The organism is Burkholderia mycopellens (assembly GCF_964265025.1).
GTDB lineage: Bacteria > Pseudomonadota > Gammaproteobacteria > Burkholderiales > Burkholderiaceae > Burkholderia.
Genome location: NZ_OZ183803.1, coordinates 752473 through 765794, shown reverse-complemented (window position 1 = coordinate 765794; position 13322 = coordinate 752473). Strand labels below are relative to the sequence as shown.

Here is a 13322-nt window from a genome sequence, read left to right as displayed (position 1 = left end):
GGATAGGCGCGGACAATGCATGCCGGTTGCTTTCCACTTTAGACGGTTTCGCGCAGGAGACAAATTTTACGGCGTGCGTCGTTCCGACGCGCATTTCATCTGATCAGCGCGGCATCCGGCACCGTTTCGGAAACCGGCGTCAGTGAGGATCGGTCGGCCAGACGTTGAGCGCGATTGCAGCCGTCGTGGCGCCCACTGCAATCGCGGCCGCCCCGTATCGCACCGCATCGGTCAGATCGAACAGCAGCCCGTGGATCGCCACGGCGATGCCGCCCAGCATGATAAAAGTGGCGATGGCCGCCAGCACGACCCTCAGTTCCGTCCGAACCATGATGCGTCTCCCGAACGGATGCATGTCGCGTCGCATGCATGTTGCAATGCGGAACACGGCGCGTGCGTGCTCCATTTCCATCATTGCAGGCGGGCATTTAAAAGCAAGAGGATTTTGTTCGCGGTCGCGCGGCGTACGCGACGCTTGTATGATGATGCGTACCCGGATGGTTGCCGTTCGCACATCGATGGTGCGCCGCACGTGGCGACGGGAATCCGTGGGGGTGTTTCGGCGCGTGTGCGTGCGCCGGGAGACCGTCAATTTCAAGAAACATGGAGCCCAAGTAGACGCTCAAGCGCTCGCTGGGGCCGATTGCGGAGCATGGGGCATCAGTAGGCGCTGAAGCGCTAATTGCTGCCGACCGCGAAGCATGGGGCATCAGTAAGCGCTGAAGCGCTAACTGCTGCCGACAGGAGACAAGTCATGCCGCAACACTTCGTGCTGCCCGCCACCGCGGGTCGCAACGACCTGCTCGCGCAGGCGCATGCGCGTTCGACCGCAGTCGGCCTGCGCGCGCACGAACGCCCGGATTTCTCGCCACTGTCGCACATCGCGCTGCGCGAATTGCTCGACACGAACCACACGCTGTTCTCGCACGCCCGCCCGGTGATGGAGAACCTCCACGCGCAAATCGCCGACACGCAAAGCCTCGTGCTGCTGACAGACGCCGACGGCGTGATCCTGCACAGCATCGGCGACGCGGACTTCATCGAGAAAGCCAACCGCGTCGCGCTGTGTACCGGCGTCTCGTGGGCGGAAGGCGCGCGCGGCACCAACGCGATCGGCACCGCGCTCGCATCGGGCCAGGCCGTCGCGGTGCACGGCTCCGAACACTTCCTGCGCGCCAACCACATCCTCACCTGCTCGTGCGCGCCGATCTTCGACCCGTTCGGCCGCACGCTCGGCACGCTCGACGTCAGCGGCGATCCGCGCGGCTCGAGCCCGCATACGCTCGCGCTCGTGCGGATGTCCGCGCAACTGATCGAGAACCACTTGTTCGCGAACCAGTGCTCGGAAGCCTTGCGGCTGCGCTTCCATGCGCACGAGGAATGCGTCGATTCGCTGTTCGCCGGGCTCGTCGCATTCGGCCCCGACGGCGGGCTGATCGCCGCGAACCGCAGCGCGCAATTCCAGCTCGGCGCATCGTTCGACGCACTGCAACACCAGGCCAGCGACGCGCTGTTCGGCCTGCGCTTCGGCCAGCTCGCGCAGCAGGCGGCACGCGCGCCCGGTGCGATGTTCCGCCTCACGCTGTCGACCGGCGTACGCGTGCTGGCGCGCTGCGAATTCGCGGAAGCACACAAGACCACCGTCGCCGTCACGCCGCCCGCGCCCGCCGCGCGCGTGCGCACGCCGGACCCCGACGCGATCACGTTCGCGACGCTCGACACCGGCGACGCGCGCATGGCCGCCGTGCTCGAACGTGTCGCGAAGATCCGCGGGCGCGACCTGCCGCTGCTGATCCTCGGCCAGACCGGCACCGGCAAGGAATGGCTCGCCCGCGCCCTGCACCAGGCATCGCCGCGCGCGGACGGCCCGTTCGTCGCGGTCAACTGCGCAGCGCTGCCCGATTCGCTGATCGAGGCCGAGTTGTTCGGCTACGAAGACGGCGCGTTCACCGGCGCGCGCAAGCGCGGCAGCCCCGGCAAGATCGTGCAGGCCGACGGCGGCACGCTGTTTCTCGACGAAATCGGCGACATGCCGCTCGCGCAGCAGGTCCGGCTGATGCGCGTGCTGCAGGAACGCGCGGTGATGCCGCTCGGCGGGGCGCGCGCGGTGCCGGTCGACGTGCGCGTGGTCTGCGCGACCCATCGCGACCTGCGCGCGATGATCGCGGAAGGCACGTTCCGCGAAGACCTGTTCTACCGGATCAACGGGCTCGCGGTCACGCTGCCGGCGCTTGCCGCACGCACCGACCTGCCCGCGCTCGTCGAGCGGATTCTCGCGCGGCTCGCGCGCAGCGAACCGATGCCGCGCCGCATCGCGGCCGACGTGCTCGACGCGTTCACGCGCCATCGCTGGCCCGGCAACCTGCGCCAGATGACCAACGTGCTGCGCACGGCCGGCATGCTCGCCGAAGACGAAGCGGAAATCACGCTTGCCCATTTGCCCGACGATTTCTGGCTCGACTGCGACGACGCACCGGCTGCGCCGGCCGCCACATTGCCGGCCGCATCGGCCGGCACGCGCGAAGGAACGACGCTGCAAAGCCATCAGGCCGCGGTGATCGATGCCGTGCTCGCGCGACATGGCGGCAACGTGTCGGCCGCCGCGCGCGAACTCGGGCTCGCCCGCAATACCGTGTACCGGCACCTGCGCCGGCATTGACGCCAGCGGCCGGCCGGCGCCGGCCGCCCGCACGTTCGGGTATGCTTGGCGCGTTGTCGCCGAACCGCCGCCCGCCTCTGCCTCCGCCATGACCGATCCGGAACACCTCCCCCTCGTGCGCATCGAGCCGCTCGGCGCGACCTTCGACGCGCCCGATTCGCTCACGCTGCTCGAAGCCGCCGCGTTCGCGCACGTGTCGCTGCCGCGTTCGTGCCGCAACGGCACGTGCCGAAGCTGCCTTTGCCGGATCGTCAGCGGCAGCGTACGCTACACGATCGAATGGCCGGGGCTGAGCCGCGAGGAAAAGGCCGACGGCTATACGCTGCCGTGCGTGGCCGTCGCGACGTCGGACCTCGTACTCGACGTGCCCGACGCGGTCATGCTCGACTAGGGAAAGTGATCCTGTGTGGAGAACATCATGACCCAGCAAACCGATCGCATCGAAAAACAGGCCGTGCTCAACGCATCGCCCGACCGCGTGTGGGAAGCCGTCAGCAATTCCGGTGAATTCGGCCAATGGTTCGGCGTCACGTTCGACGGGCCGTTCGCGGCCGGCCAGCCGCTGTTCGGCCGCATTACGCCGACACGCGTCGACGACGACGTCGCCAAGGCGCAGGAGCCCTATGCGGGCACGGTGTTCGAGATCGTCGTCGACCGCCTCGAGCCGAAGCAGTTGTTTTCGTTTCGCTGGCACCCGTTCGCGATCGACCCGAATTATGACTACACGTCCGAGCCGATGACGCTCGTCACGTTCGCACTCGCCGCACAGGCCGGCGGCACGCTGCTCACGGTGACCGAAACGGGCTTCGACCAGTTGATCGAAACGCGCCGCGCGAAGGCGCGCGAGATGAACGATCAGGGCTGGGCCGCGCAGATGGCGCTGATCACGAAATACCTGGCGAAACACGCATAGCGCGCCGCCACGCCGCAGGTCCGCGCCGACATGCGAATCGGCGTGCGTGGCATAATCCGCTCCATCGTCGTCCAACCGCCGCCGCGCATCGCATGCTGAGTCGTCGCCTCCGGAAGATCGGCAGTCTGATCGGGATGCTCGCCATCCTGATGTCGGCGCTCGCGCCGACGATCTCGCAGGCACTGACGACGCAGCAGCGCGTCGATACGCTGCTGGCCGGCTACTGCACGGCCGCGCCGGCCACCGGCGAGCGCGCCGCCGACTCGTCGCAGAAGAGCCTGCAGGCCCACCTCCAGGCATGCGGCTATTGCAGCCTCCTGGCTCACACACCTGCACTGCCCGCGCCCGAACTGACGTTCGAGGCCAGCGTGCACGTCATTCAGCACCGCGAAGCGACCCGCTTCGAAAGCCTGCGCCGCGCGCTGCCGCTCACGGCCGCGCAGCCGCGCGCCCCTCCGATCGCGTCCTGATCCGTCGTCGACGCCCGTGATGCCGTCGCGCATCGCGTGGTTCGCGCACGCCCCCGGCGCGCGCGACGTGTCACGTTTCGAAGGACGATCATGTCTCACCGTATTGCGCGCGGCGTCGTGCCGTGCGCGCGGCTGGCTGCCTCCGGTTCGCACTGTCGCGCCGGCATTTGCTCGCAGGCGAATGTCCGGTCGCGCACGTTCGCGCCGGCCGCGTCGCCCCTCTTACCCTCTGCTTCCATCCATAAGGATAACCAACCATGAAACGCTCGATTCCGACCGGCCTGCTGTTCGCGCTGCTGGCACTGCAAGCTCCCGCCACGTTCGCCGCGCCGGCCGTACAGGCAGAAAACTGCTGGATCCGCGCGATGCCGGCAACCGTGCCGTCGTCCGGCTATTTCACGCTGAAGAACGACGGCGACGCGCCCGTCACGCTGACGGGCCTCGACACGCCCGCATACGGGATGGCCATGCTGCACGAAACGCAGACGAACGGCAGCACCGCGAAGATGGTTCACGTCGACGCCGTCGAAGTGCCCGCGCACGGCACGGTGACCTTCAAGCCGAAGAGCTATCACGTGATGCTGGAACAACCACGCGAAGCCGTCGCGCCCGGCGCGAAGGTGCCGTTCCGGCTGCATTTCGCGGACGGCTCGACGGTGTCCGTGACCTGCGACGCCAAGGCGCCGAACTACGCCGGCCAGTAACGCCACCCACCCTCGATCGAAGGAGATGCACATGAAACATCGCCTGCCGCTGGCCGACCTGATCGTCCGCTACCGGACGCCGCTGAACGTCGCCGTGATGATCGTCTGCGGGATCTGGGCCGGGTGGATCGCGTGGATGACGCGGCCCGCCGCGATCGATACGCCGCCGTCGATCCCCGCGTACTGCGGGCGCGACGCAAGCTGACGCGCACGACGGCACGGTTCCGGCGCAAGCCTGCGTCACTTATTGGCGTGGCATCATCGCTTCATCCCGACCGCCGGAACCGCCTCCTGGAGCGCCGCATGTCCATTCAGACCTCGATGCTGTTTGCCGCAGCCTATCTCGCCACGACGCTGTCGCCGGGGCCCAACGTGCTGCTCGTCATCCGCAACACGGTGCGCTACGGCTCGCGCGGCACGGCCGCGACGATCGCGGGCAACCTCGCGGCGCAAGGCGTGGTCGTGGTACTCGTCGCGCTCGGCGTCGGCGCGGTGCTGGCCGCGATGCCGCCGCTGTTCGTCGCGATGAAAGTGGTCGGCGCCGCGTACCTGATGTTCGTCGGTGTCCGGCAACTGCGCGGCGACCGCAAGGCCGCCGCTTCGCCCGGAGCGGCGGAGATCGCCGTGCCCGACCGCGGGAAACTGTTCCGCGAAGCGCTGTTCGTATCGGGCAGCAATCCGAAGACGATGATCTTCCTGTCGGCGTTCATGCCGCAGTTCATCGTGCACGACCGCCCGCTCGCGCTGCAGTTCGTCGTGATGTACGCGACGATCGCGGGCACCGTCGTGGTCGTTCACAGCATCTATTCGGCCGGCGTGCGCCGCTTCCATCGCGGCTTCGGCATGAGCCGCGCGGTGCATGCGCTCAAGCGCGCCAGCGGGCTGCTGTTCGTCGGGCTCGGGATCAAGCTGCTGACCGCGCGGCAGGTTTAACAAGCGTACGCACGTCAGTCGACGGATCGCCCGGCAGGCAGCTCATTCTCCTCAGACCTTCCACGCGGCCAGCGCGCCCACGATCTCGTCGAACGACGGCCGGGTGTCGATCTCCTCGCTCACGCAAGCCGCCGCGAGCGCTTCCAGCTCACGCACCCCGGCCCGCGTGTGCGGTGCGCAATGTGCGAGCAATTCGCCGAGCAGATGGCCGAACGCGCGAACTTCCAGCCGTTCGAGCCGGGCGCCATGCCGTACGTCGCTCGTGTCGTAGAACGATGCCGCACCGAAGTCGCCCAGCAGCGCACCGCCCTCGCCGTCGTGCAGGATGTTGTGCGCATACAGGTCGCCATGCATGATGCCGCGCGCGTGCAGATGGCGTGCGGCCGATGCGATGCCGTGCGCGATCCGCACGGTCTCTTCCGGCTCGAATCGCGCGTCGGCCGCATACACGTCGCGCGTGCAGGTTGCAAAGCTCGGCGGCCCGGCAAGGTTCGCGAGCGCCGGATCGACCAGTTCCATCACGAACCCGTGCGTACCGTCCGGATGACCGCGCACCTTGCCGATCACCGGGATCACGTTCGGGTGGCGGCCGGCATGCAGGCACGCGGCCATTTCACAGTCGGGCAGCCCGTCGCTCGTCACCGCGCCCTTGAACAGCTTGACCGCGACCGCTCGCGACGCATGATCGTCCGCGCGCCATTGCGCGCGGTAAATGACGCCCGACGCGCCTTCGCCCAGCTTCTGTTCGCATGAGAGCGACGCCCAGTCGACGTCCGCGACCTCCGGCCCGGCCGACGCCGCGGCTTCCGGCGCGGCGCTGAGCGGATTGCCGGAGTATGCGAGCCACGCGAGGCGCGGCAGGCGCGGCAACCAGTCGGGCAGTTGGTCCAGCCGGTTCGCCGACAGGCGCACCAGTTCGAGCGCACGGCACGCGGCCATTTCGGCAGGCAGCGCGCGCAGCCGGTTGCCCGCGAGCATCAGCTTCTGCAATCGCGAGCAGTCGCCGATCCCGGCGGGTAGCGCGTCGATCTCGTTGTCGGTCAGGATCAGCCAGCGCAGCGCACGCGGCAGCGATCCGCGCGGCACCGTGCGGATCCGGTTCGCCTTGAAGCCGATCATGTCGAGTTGAGCGCACGCGCCGAGCACGTCGGGGAAGGCGGTGAAGCGGTTGCCGGACGCGAACAGGATGCGCAGGCGATGCAGCAGCGGCAAGTCGTCCGGCAGCGCGGTGAGTGCGTTACCGGACAGGTCGAGCACTTCGAGCGTGTCGGCCAGATCGAAAATCTCGCGCGGAAACTCGGTCAGCCCGCACGCGAGCTTGAGTTGCCGGGCGCCCGACAGTTGTCCGGCCTGCAGTTGTTCGAGGGTGGTAGTCACGGGGAGAAAGCGGATGGCAGTAGCGATGGTCGTCGGACCGATCGTCCGAATTCTACCGGGATCGCTTTCGCGCACATCGAAACCCTGTCATACCCCCTTCACAAACGCGCAATGTGGCGCTAGAATTGCGCCCCTTGCAGTGCAGTGCCGACGTGGTGAAATTGGTAGACACGCTATCTTGAGGGGGTAGTGGCGAAAGCTGTGCGAGTTCGAGTCTCGCCGTCGGCACCAGATGCGGTTTCTCCGCGTTTCCAGCATTTTCAAAAACCCGCGACAGCGCATGGCCTCGCGGGTTTTTTGTTTTTATCGCGTTCGACGACACGATGCCGATGCAAGCCCGGCGCGCACCGGGAGATTCAAGCGCGGGACGGATCCGCCGCAAGCATCTCGGCGCCCCCCGCTAGGCCAGCAACAGAAAATTGCGAACGACCGCCGACGGCTCGTCGCATCGCGACGCAATGGCCAGCCTTGCACGAAGCGCATTACCGGCGAACGGCCGATAGACGACACCGGCAACCTGCACCTGCGTAATCGCCTTCGGCACGACAGACACGCCGAGCCCGGCAGCGACCAGCGTCACCGCGGACGCGATTTGCGGTGCGGGTTGCGCCATCCGCGGCTCGAATCCGGCGGCGTTGCATGCGGCGACGATGTCGTCGAACAGCGCGCTGCCGGCTTCCCGCGGCACCTGCACGAACGACTCGTCGGCCAGCTCGGCCAGATCGATGCGCCGACGCCGCGCCAGCCGGTGCGCCACGGGCAGCGCGACGAACATCGGTTCCTCGTCCCAGTCCGACACCCGCAACGTCGCGGCGGCACGGCGTTCCGGCCGCACGATCGCGACGTCGAGATGCCCGGCGTCCAGCGCCTCCAGCAGGACGCGCGACGTCGCCTCCTGCAACGTCAGCTCGGCCTCCGGAAACGCCTCCCTGAAGCGGCGGATCAGATCCGACACTTTCGAATTGAACGCCGCCGTCCCGGTGAAGCCCACCCGCAGATGCCCGGTTTCCCCGCGTGCGGCCCGCCTTGCCGCCCGCGCCGCCCGCTCGGCATCGTCGAGCACGCGGCGCGCCTCTTGCGCGAAGACCTCGCCCGCCAGCGTCAGCTCGGCACCGCGCGCGGTCCGCTTGAACAGTTCCACGCCGAGTTCGCTCTCGAGCGCCTTGATCTGCTGGCTCAACGGCGGCTGCCCGATGCCGAGCGTTTCGGCAGCCTTGGTGAAATTCGACGTGGCCGCCACGGCCAGAAAGTATCGGAGATGTCGGAGTTCCATTCGCCAGGTGACCTCACGGTGAGTCGGACCGGCTCTTCAGCCAGTGGTAAAACATATTGATACGGTTTCTTTCATATATTGGACATATACATGACGGTGCGCAAGAATTCAGGCATTCCGTCGCACATCGAGTGCACCCATGTCCTCCGCTTCGATTCCCCGATCCACGCCCGGCCCGCAGAACGCCGCGTCCGATGCGCTGCCTGCAGGCGTGTCCCCGCGCTCGGCCGCGTACAAGCGCATCGCGCTGGCGCTGTTCCTTGCCGGTTTTTCCACCTTCTCGCTGCTGTACTGCGTCCAGCCGCTGCTTCCCGCGTTCGCACGGGAGTTCCGGCTGGGCGCGGCATCGAGTTCGCTCTCGCTGTCGCTGTCGACCGGGATGCTGGCGGTCTCCATCCTGTGCGCCGGCGCACTGTCCGAACGCGTCGGACGACGCGGGCTGATGTTCGCGTCGATGACGCTGGCCGCGCTGTTCAATGTGCTCGCCGCGCTGTCGCCCAACTGGAACCTGCTGCTGGTCTGGCGTGCGCTCGAAGGTTTCGCGCTGGGCGGCGTCCCGGCGGTCGCGATGGCCTATCTCGCGGAAGAAATCGCGTCCGAGGGGCTCGGTTTCTCGATGGGTCTCTATGTCGGCGGGACCGCGTTCGGCGGCATGATCGGTCGGATCGGCATGAGCGCGCTGGAAGAACATTTCTCGTGGCGGACGGCGATGCTGACGATCGGCGTCATCGATCTCGTCGCGGCCATTGCCTTCGTGATGCTGCTGCCGCAATCGCGGCGCTTCGTGAAGCGCACCGATCTGACGCTGCGTCATCATCTTCGGCTGTGGAACGCGCAACTGCATCATGCCCGGCTCCCGTTCGTGTTCGCGATCGGCTTCCTGGTGATGGGCGCGTTCGTGACGATCTACAACTACGCGGGGTTCCGGCTCACGGCGGCCCCTTTCAACCTGAGCTCGACCGAGTGCGGCCTGATCTTCGGCGCCTACCTGTTCGGGATGGTGTCGTCATCGAGCGCCGGCGCGCTGGCCGACCGTCTCGGGCGCGCACCGGTGCTTGTCGGCGGCATTCTCGTATTCGCGGCGGGCCTCGCGCTGACGCTGTCGCACTCGCTCGCTGCGATCGTCGTCGGCATCGTGCTCGTCACGATCGGCTTCTTCGTCGCCCATGCGGTGGCGAGCGGCTGGGTCGGCTACCTCGCGGGATCCGCGAAGGGGCACGCTGCCTCGCTGTACCTGCTCGCGTACTATCTCGGATCGAGCGTGCTCGGCTCGGTCGGCGGGTCGTTCTGGCAGCACGGCGCGTGGGCAAGCGTCGCCGCGTATGTCGCGGTGTTGCTCGTCCTCGGACTGATGGCTGCGCGGCGATTGGCCCGCGCGTAATGGACGCGGCGGGCACCCCGCGTTTTCCAGTCAATCGCCGCCGGATTCGAGCACGTTCTGCGTGAGCACAACCGACGGAATCGTCGGCTCGAGCATCGTGCGGCGCGTCTGCGCATCCTCCCTTCTCCGGCCGAGCGCGAGCTCGCGTCAACCTCCGTTCGCATGGAATTCGGCGATGGCTTTCCACATCAATACCGGATTCGAATACATCGGGAAATGCCCGCAATCCGGGATTTCAGACAGCACGACACCCTGCGCCTCGATGGTTTTCAAGTACGACAGCGCTGCGTTCTGTTCGCCGTACATGAACATCCGCGGAAACGGCAGCGCGAGGAATTTGCGCATCAGGTCGCCGTTGTCGGACAGTTCGACCATCGAGCGGAAGATCCCACCGGCGGCTTCCGCGCGCACCTTGTGACGCAAGCTGGCCGCGTACAGCGCGCTCGCATACGCAGGTGCACGACAGGTTCGCTCGATGAAATCGTCGAAGAAGCGTTCGGCGCTGTCGCGCGGATGGTCGATGATCTGACGGCTCAGGAAGCAGTCCTCGGGCGCGATGTTCCCTTCGATATCGACAAAGCTGAGCACGCGCGCCGGATATCGGTGCGCGAGCATCAGCGCCGTCAGCCCGCCCATCGAATGTCCGACCAGATGGAATCGCTCGAAGCCCATGCGGCCGATCACGTTCAACGCCGTTTCGACCAGGAACGGAATCGTGATCCTCGACAGATCCGCGCACTGCGTTTCCCCGCAGCCCGGCGCGTCATAAGCAACGAAAGGCCGCTCGTCGAATGCGCGGTGGCGGACGATATCCGCGTAGTCTTCCTTCGTCGAGCCGAAGCCGTGAAGGAACACGATCGGCGTCTTGTCGCCGCCGCGATAGATGGCCGAAACATCCAGTGCGGTGTCGTCAATCGAGAACGAGAACCGCGACCGGGAAAATTCATCACTCATCGTCTTGATTCCCGAGTAAAGACGAGGTTGCGTCGGCGTCGATGCAATGCGGTCGATCGATGCCGAACAGCCAGCCCCGGACAACGACGCTCAGACCGACAGCGTCCGGCAGAAATCCTTGATGGCCGCGCACGCGCGCAGCAACGACGGGTCGTCCAGTGCGTACGCGATACGGATGTACGGGCCCAGCCCGAACGCACTGCCGTGCACGGTCGCGACGCCGGCTTCATCGAGCAATGCATTCACCACGTCCTCGTCGCTCGCCAGGCGCGTGCCGGCGTGTGTCGTCCTGCCGATCAGCGCTGCGCACGACGCGAACGCATAGAACGCACCCTGCGGGACGTCGCACCGCAATCCCGGCGCCTGGTCGAGCTGTTCGACGACGAGATTGCGACGGCGCTGGCATGCAGCGCGGGAGTGCGCGATGAAATCCTGCGGCCCGGTCAGCGCGGCCAATGCGGCGTGCTGCGAAATCGTCGACGCGCCGGACGTCTGCTGCCCCTGAAGCTTCTCCATCGCATCGATCAGCCAGCGCGGCCCGGCACCGAAACCGATGCGCCAGCCCGTCATCGCGTAAGCCTTGGACACGCCGTTCATCGTCAGCACACGTTCGCGCAGGCGCGGCTCGACCTGCGCGATCGTGAAGAACTCGATGCCGTCGAAAATCAGGTGCTCGTAGATATCGTCGGACAGCACCAGCACATGCGGATGCGCGAGCAGAACACCGGCAAGCGCCTGCAGTTCCGCGCGGCTGTACACGGCCCCCGTCGGATTGGACGGAGAGTTCAGGATCAGCCACCGCGTACGCGGCGTGATTGCCGCCTGCAGTGCATCCGGCGTGAGCTTGAAGCCGCTTTCCGCGCCGCAGGCGACGGCAACGGATCGGCCGCCGCAAAGCTGCACGATCTCCGGATAGCTGACCCAGTAAGGCGCCGGAACGATGACTTCGTCGCCTTCGTTCAGGGTCGCGGCCAGCGCATTGAAAATCACCTGCTTGCCGCCGCTGCAGACGAGCGTGTCGCGCCATTCCACGTCGAGCCCGTTCTCGCGCCGAAACTTGCCGGCGATCGCTTCGCGCAACGCGCGCAGCCCTGCCACCTGCGTATAGCGCGTGTGGCCCGCACGAATCGCCGCGATGCCGGCCTCGCGCACGTGCTCGGGCGTGTCGAAGTCCGGCTCGCCGGCGCTCAGCGAAATCACCGCGGCACCGCTGGCGCGCCGTGCGGCCACGCGGTCCATCACCTTGTAGGTAGCCGACGGGCGGGCCGCGGCCAGGAAGCGGTTCAGCGTGTCGATCGGCGCGTTCATTGCGCAGCCCTCCAGTTCGTCAGGCCCATCAGGTCCAGCGTGCTGCGGCCTGCGCGCAACGCGTCCATCATCCGCGCTTCCTTGTCGGCGCGCGCCTGCCCCTGGGTCAGCGTCCGTTCGACATGGGCCATCGGGATCACGAGGACGCCGTCATCGTCCGCGACGACCAGATCGCCGGCCGCGACCGGCGTGCCGGCAAAGCTGAGCGGCTGCCCGACCGAAGGCGCGCTCGCCTTGATCGTGCCGCGCATCGATATGCCGCGCGTGAATACCGGAAAGCGCCGCGCAACCAGCGCCGCGATGTCGCGCACGCCACCGTCGATAACCAGCCCCGCGACGCCGGCCGCCTCGGCTGCCACGGTCAATACTTCGCCCCAGTAGCCCGACACGAAGCCGCCGGTCGATACGACGAGCACACTGCCCCGCGGGACCTGCTCCATCGCGATGTGGATCGACAGGTTGTCGCCCGGCGAACATTCGAGCGGATAGGCCGGACCTGCGACCGACGCGCCCGGCCATACCGTGCGAATGGCGGGATCGACCGAACTGGTCGCGAGCCCCGACGCCTCGTGAAGCGTCGAGGTCCCGAGCGCACGGGCCTGGTCGAGCAGGTCTGCGCCGTAGGGGTTGATCGTGGACATCAGGCTTTCCTTTGCAGCGTGTGGTAGCCCAGCGCGGCGCGCGCTTCACGGAGCGTCTTGCCGAGTGCCAGCTGTTCGCGAATGCGCGATTCGGTTGCTTCGATCTGCCGAGCGACTTCGGCCACTTCGCGCGCACGGCCGCGCGGCACGATGACGACGCCGTTGGCATCCGCGACGACGATGTCGCGCGCCGCCACGCGCACGGTGCCGATCCCGACGGTGGCGTTCACCGCTTCGACCTGCACGCGATCCTTGCCGGTACGCATGAAACGCCCCGCCGTGAACAGCGGATATTTGTCGCGCAACGCTTTGTTCACGTCGCGACAGACACCGTCGATCACGGTGCCCGCGATGCCGCGCAGCCCCGCGTACTGGGTCATGATGTCGCCCCATACGGTGCAGTCGGTGCGGCCGTCGTTATCGATCACGACGATATCGCCTTCCGCAACGTCGTCGATAAAGTCGCCGACGGTGCCGGGCGGCACGCCGGCCGGCACGTACTTGACCGTGAACGCGGGGCCGACGACGACTTGCGGATAGTCGGTCAGCGGCATGACGCCCAGTGCCTGCCCGTGCAGACCCAGCTTGTCCATCGCGTCCGACACACCGGGCGTATCGAGGCCCGCGAACAACGCGGCCAGTTCCCGGTCTTCCGCTCGAGCCTTGCTCGGATTCGTCATATCCAATGCTCCAGATAAAAGATCGGCGC

Annotated in this window: 15 protein-coding genes and 1 tRNA gene; 9 read left to right on the top strand and 7 right to left on the bottom strand. The window is 67.0% G+C overall.

All coding sequences use genetic code 11. From position 1 onward, the window contains the following. Nucleotides 1–139 precede the first annotated feature (139 nt). Nucleotides 140–415, bottom strand: a complete 276-nt coding sequence (locus ACPTTC_RS21700) for a DUF2964 family protein (RefSeq protein ID WP_240674446.1) — start codon at nt 413–415, stop codon at nt 140–142. Nucleotides 416–754: 339 nt separating this feature from the next. Here ACPTTC_RS21700 and ACPTTC_RS21695 point away from each other — a divergent pair, with 339 nt between their 5' ends. The 7 genes from ACPTTC_RS21695 to ACPTTC_RS21665 all read left to right on the top strand — a co-directional run bounded on the left by ACPTTC_RS21695 (nt 755) and on the right by ACPTTC_RS21665 (nt 5679). Continuing rightward, the gene (locus ACPTTC_RS21695) at nt 755–2659 is read left to right on the top strand and encodes a sigma-54-dependent Fis family transcriptional regulator (RefSeq protein ID WP_423393847.1); all 1905 of its coding nucleotides are present in this window, start codon (nt 755–757) and stop codon (nt 2657–2659) included. 88 nt (nt 2660–2747) lie between these two features. Then, complete coding sequence (locus ACPTTC_RS21690) at nt 2748–3050, top strand: 2Fe-2S iron-sulfur cluster-binding protein (protein WP_089426933.1); 303 nt, start codon at nt 2748–2750, stop codon at nt 3048–3050. 27 nt (nt 3051–3077) lie between these two features. Then, entirely contained in the window at nt 3078–3572 is a 495-nt protein-coding gene (locus ACPTTC_RS21685) for an SRPBCC family protein (RefSeq protein WP_423393846.1), read from the top strand. A 92-nt stretch (nt 3573–3664) separates the two neighbouring features. Next, nucleotides 3665–4042 carry a DUF2946 domain-containing protein gene (locus ACPTTC_RS21680; protein ID WP_423393845.1) on the top strand — a complete coding sequence of 126 codons (378 nt, stop codon included), beginning with the start codon at nt 3665–3667 and terminating at the stop codon, nt 4040–4042. 257 nt (nt 4043–4299) lie between these two features. Continuing rightward, nucleotides 4300–4746, top strand: a complete 447-nt coding sequence (locus ACPTTC_RS21675; RefSeq protein ID WP_423393844.1) for a copper chaperone PCu(A)C — start codon at nt 4300–4302, stop codon at nt 4744–4746. Between the two features lie 31 nt (nt 4747–4777). After that, a complete protein-coding gene (locus ACPTTC_RS21670; RefSeq protein ID WP_423393843.1) occupies nt 4778–4951 on the top strand; it encodes a hypothetical protein in 174 nt (57 codons plus the stop codon). 98 nt (nt 4952–5049) lie between these two features. After that, entirely contained in the window at nt 5050–5679 is a 630-nt protein-coding gene (locus ACPTTC_RS21665; RefSeq protein ID WP_423393842.1) for a LysE family translocator, read from the top strand. 51 nt (nt 5680–5730) lie between these two features. On the opposite strand, the gene ACPTTC_RS21660 is transcribed toward ACPTTC_RS21665, so the two are convergent. Further along, nucleotides 5731–7056, bottom strand: coding sequence for a protein kinase (locus ACPTTC_RS21660; protein ID WP_423393841.1), 1326 nt, complete (start codon nt 7054–7056; stop codon nt 5731–5733). A gap of 146 nt (nt 7057–7202) precedes the next feature. On the opposite strand from ACPTTC_RS21660, the gene ACPTTC_RS21655 reads away from it, so the two are divergent. Continuing rightward, nucleotides 7203–7287 (top strand) — tRNA-Leu (locus ACPTTC_RS21655). Nucleotides 7288–7456: 169 nt separating this feature from the next. Here ACPTTC_RS21655 and ACPTTC_RS21650 read toward each other — a convergent pair. Beyond that, nucleotides 7457–8329: a LysR family transcriptional regulator gene (locus ACPTTC_RS21650; protein WP_175953189.1), complete on the bottom strand. Its 873-nt coding sequence runs from the start codon at nt 8327–8329 to the stop codon at nt 7457–7459. A 139-nt stretch (nt 8330–8468) separates the two neighbouring features. Here ACPTTC_RS21650 and ACPTTC_RS21645 point away from each other — a divergent pair, with 139 nt between their 5' ends. Beyond that, entirely contained in the window at nt 8469–9710 is a 1242-nt protein-coding gene (locus ACPTTC_RS21645; protein WP_423393840.1) for an MFS transporter, read from the top strand. Between the two features lie 147 nt (nt 9711–9857). Here ACPTTC_RS21645 and ACPTTC_RS21640 read toward each other — a convergent pair whose 3' ends face one another. The 4 genes from ACPTTC_RS21640 to ACPTTC_RS21625 form a co-directional block, all read right to left on the bottom strand. Beyond that, nucleotides 9858–10664 (bottom strand): alpha/beta fold hydrolase, encoded by an 807-nt coding sequence (locus ACPTTC_RS21640; protein WP_423393839.1) that lies wholly within the window; start codon nt 10662–10664, stop codon nt 9858–9860. 90 nt (nt 10665–10754) lie between these two features. Next, on the bottom strand, nt 10755–11972 hold the full coding sequence (locus ACPTTC_RS21635; protein ID WP_226196010.1) for a pyridoxal phosphate-dependent aminotransferase: 1218 nt from the start codon (nt 11970–11972) through the stop codon (nt 10755–10757). Continuing rightward, a complete protein-coding gene (locus ACPTTC_RS21630) occupies nt 11969–12613 on the bottom strand; it encodes an RraA family protein (RefSeq protein ID WP_423393838.1) in 645 nt (214 codons plus the stop codon). Before ACPTTC_RS21630 ends, ACPTTC_RS21635 begins: the two co-directional genes overlap by 4 nt. Continuing rightward, complete coding sequence (locus tag ACPTTC_RS21625; protein WP_423393837.1) at nt 12613–13293, bottom strand: RraA family protein; 681 nt, start codon at nt 13291–13293, stop codon at nt 12613–12615. Before ACPTTC_RS21625 ends, ACPTTC_RS21630 begins: the two co-directional genes overlap by 1 nt. Between the last annotated feature and the right edge of the window lie 29 nt (nt 13294–13322).

Excerpts from the sequence above, each read along its gene's own strand:
- ACPTTC_RS21700 (WP_240674446.1), bottom strand. The coding sequence starts at position 415 with ATGATGGAAATGGAGCACGCACGCGCCGTGTTCCGCATTGCAACATGC.
- ACPTTC_RS21695 (WP_423393847.1), top strand. The coding sequence starts at position 755 with ATGCCGCAACACTTCGTGCTGCCCGCCACCGCGGGTCGCAACGACCTG.
- ACPTTC_RS21690 (WP_089426933.1), top strand. The coding sequence starts at position 2,748 with ATGACCGATCCGGAACACCTCCCCCTCGTGCGCATCGAGCCGCTCGGC.
- ACPTTC_RS21685 (WP_423393846.1), top strand. The coding sequence starts at position 3,078 with ATGACCCAGCAAACCGATCGCATCGAAAAACAGGCCGTGCTCAACGCA.
- ACPTTC_RS21680 (WP_423393845.1), top strand. The coding sequence starts at position 3,665 with ATGCTGAGTCGTCGCCTCCGGAAGATCGGCAGTCTGATCGGGATGCTC.
- ACPTTC_RS21675 (WP_423393844.1), top strand. The coding sequence starts at position 4,300 with ATGAAACGCTCGATTCCGACCGGCCTGCTGTTCGCGCTGCTGGCACTG.
- ACPTTC_RS21670 (WP_423393843.1), top strand. The coding sequence starts at position 4,778 with ATGAAACATCGCCTGCCGCTGGCCGACCTGATCGTCCGCTACCGGACG.
- ACPTTC_RS21665 (WP_423393842.1), top strand. The coding sequence starts at position 5,050 with ATGTCCATTCAGACCTCGATGCTGTTTGCCGCAGCCTATCTCGCCACG.
- ACPTTC_RS21650 (WP_175953189.1), bottom strand. The coding sequence starts at position 8,329 with ATGGAACTCCGACATCTCCGATACTTTCTGGCCGTGGCGGCCACGTCG.
- ACPTTC_RS21645 (WP_423393840.1), top strand. The coding sequence starts at position 8,469 with ATGTCCTCCGCTTCGATTCCCCGATCCACGCCCGGCCCGCAGAACGCC.
- ACPTTC_RS21640 (WP_423393839.1), bottom strand. The coding sequence starts at position 10,664 with ATGAGTGATGAATTTTCCCGGTCGCGGTTCTCGTTCTCGATTGACGAC.
- ACPTTC_RS21635 (WP_226196010.1), bottom strand. The coding sequence starts at position 11,972 with ATGAACGCGCCGATCGACACGCTGAACCGCTTCCTGGCCGCGGCCCGC.
- ACPTTC_RS21630 (WP_423393838.1), bottom strand. The coding sequence starts at position 12,613 with ATGTCCACGATCAACCCCTACGGCGCAGACCTGCTCGACCAGGCCCGT.
- ACPTTC_RS21625 (WP_423393837.1), bottom strand. The coding sequence starts at position 13,293 with ATGACGAATCCGAGCAAGGCTCGAGCGGAAGACCGGGAACTGGCCGCG.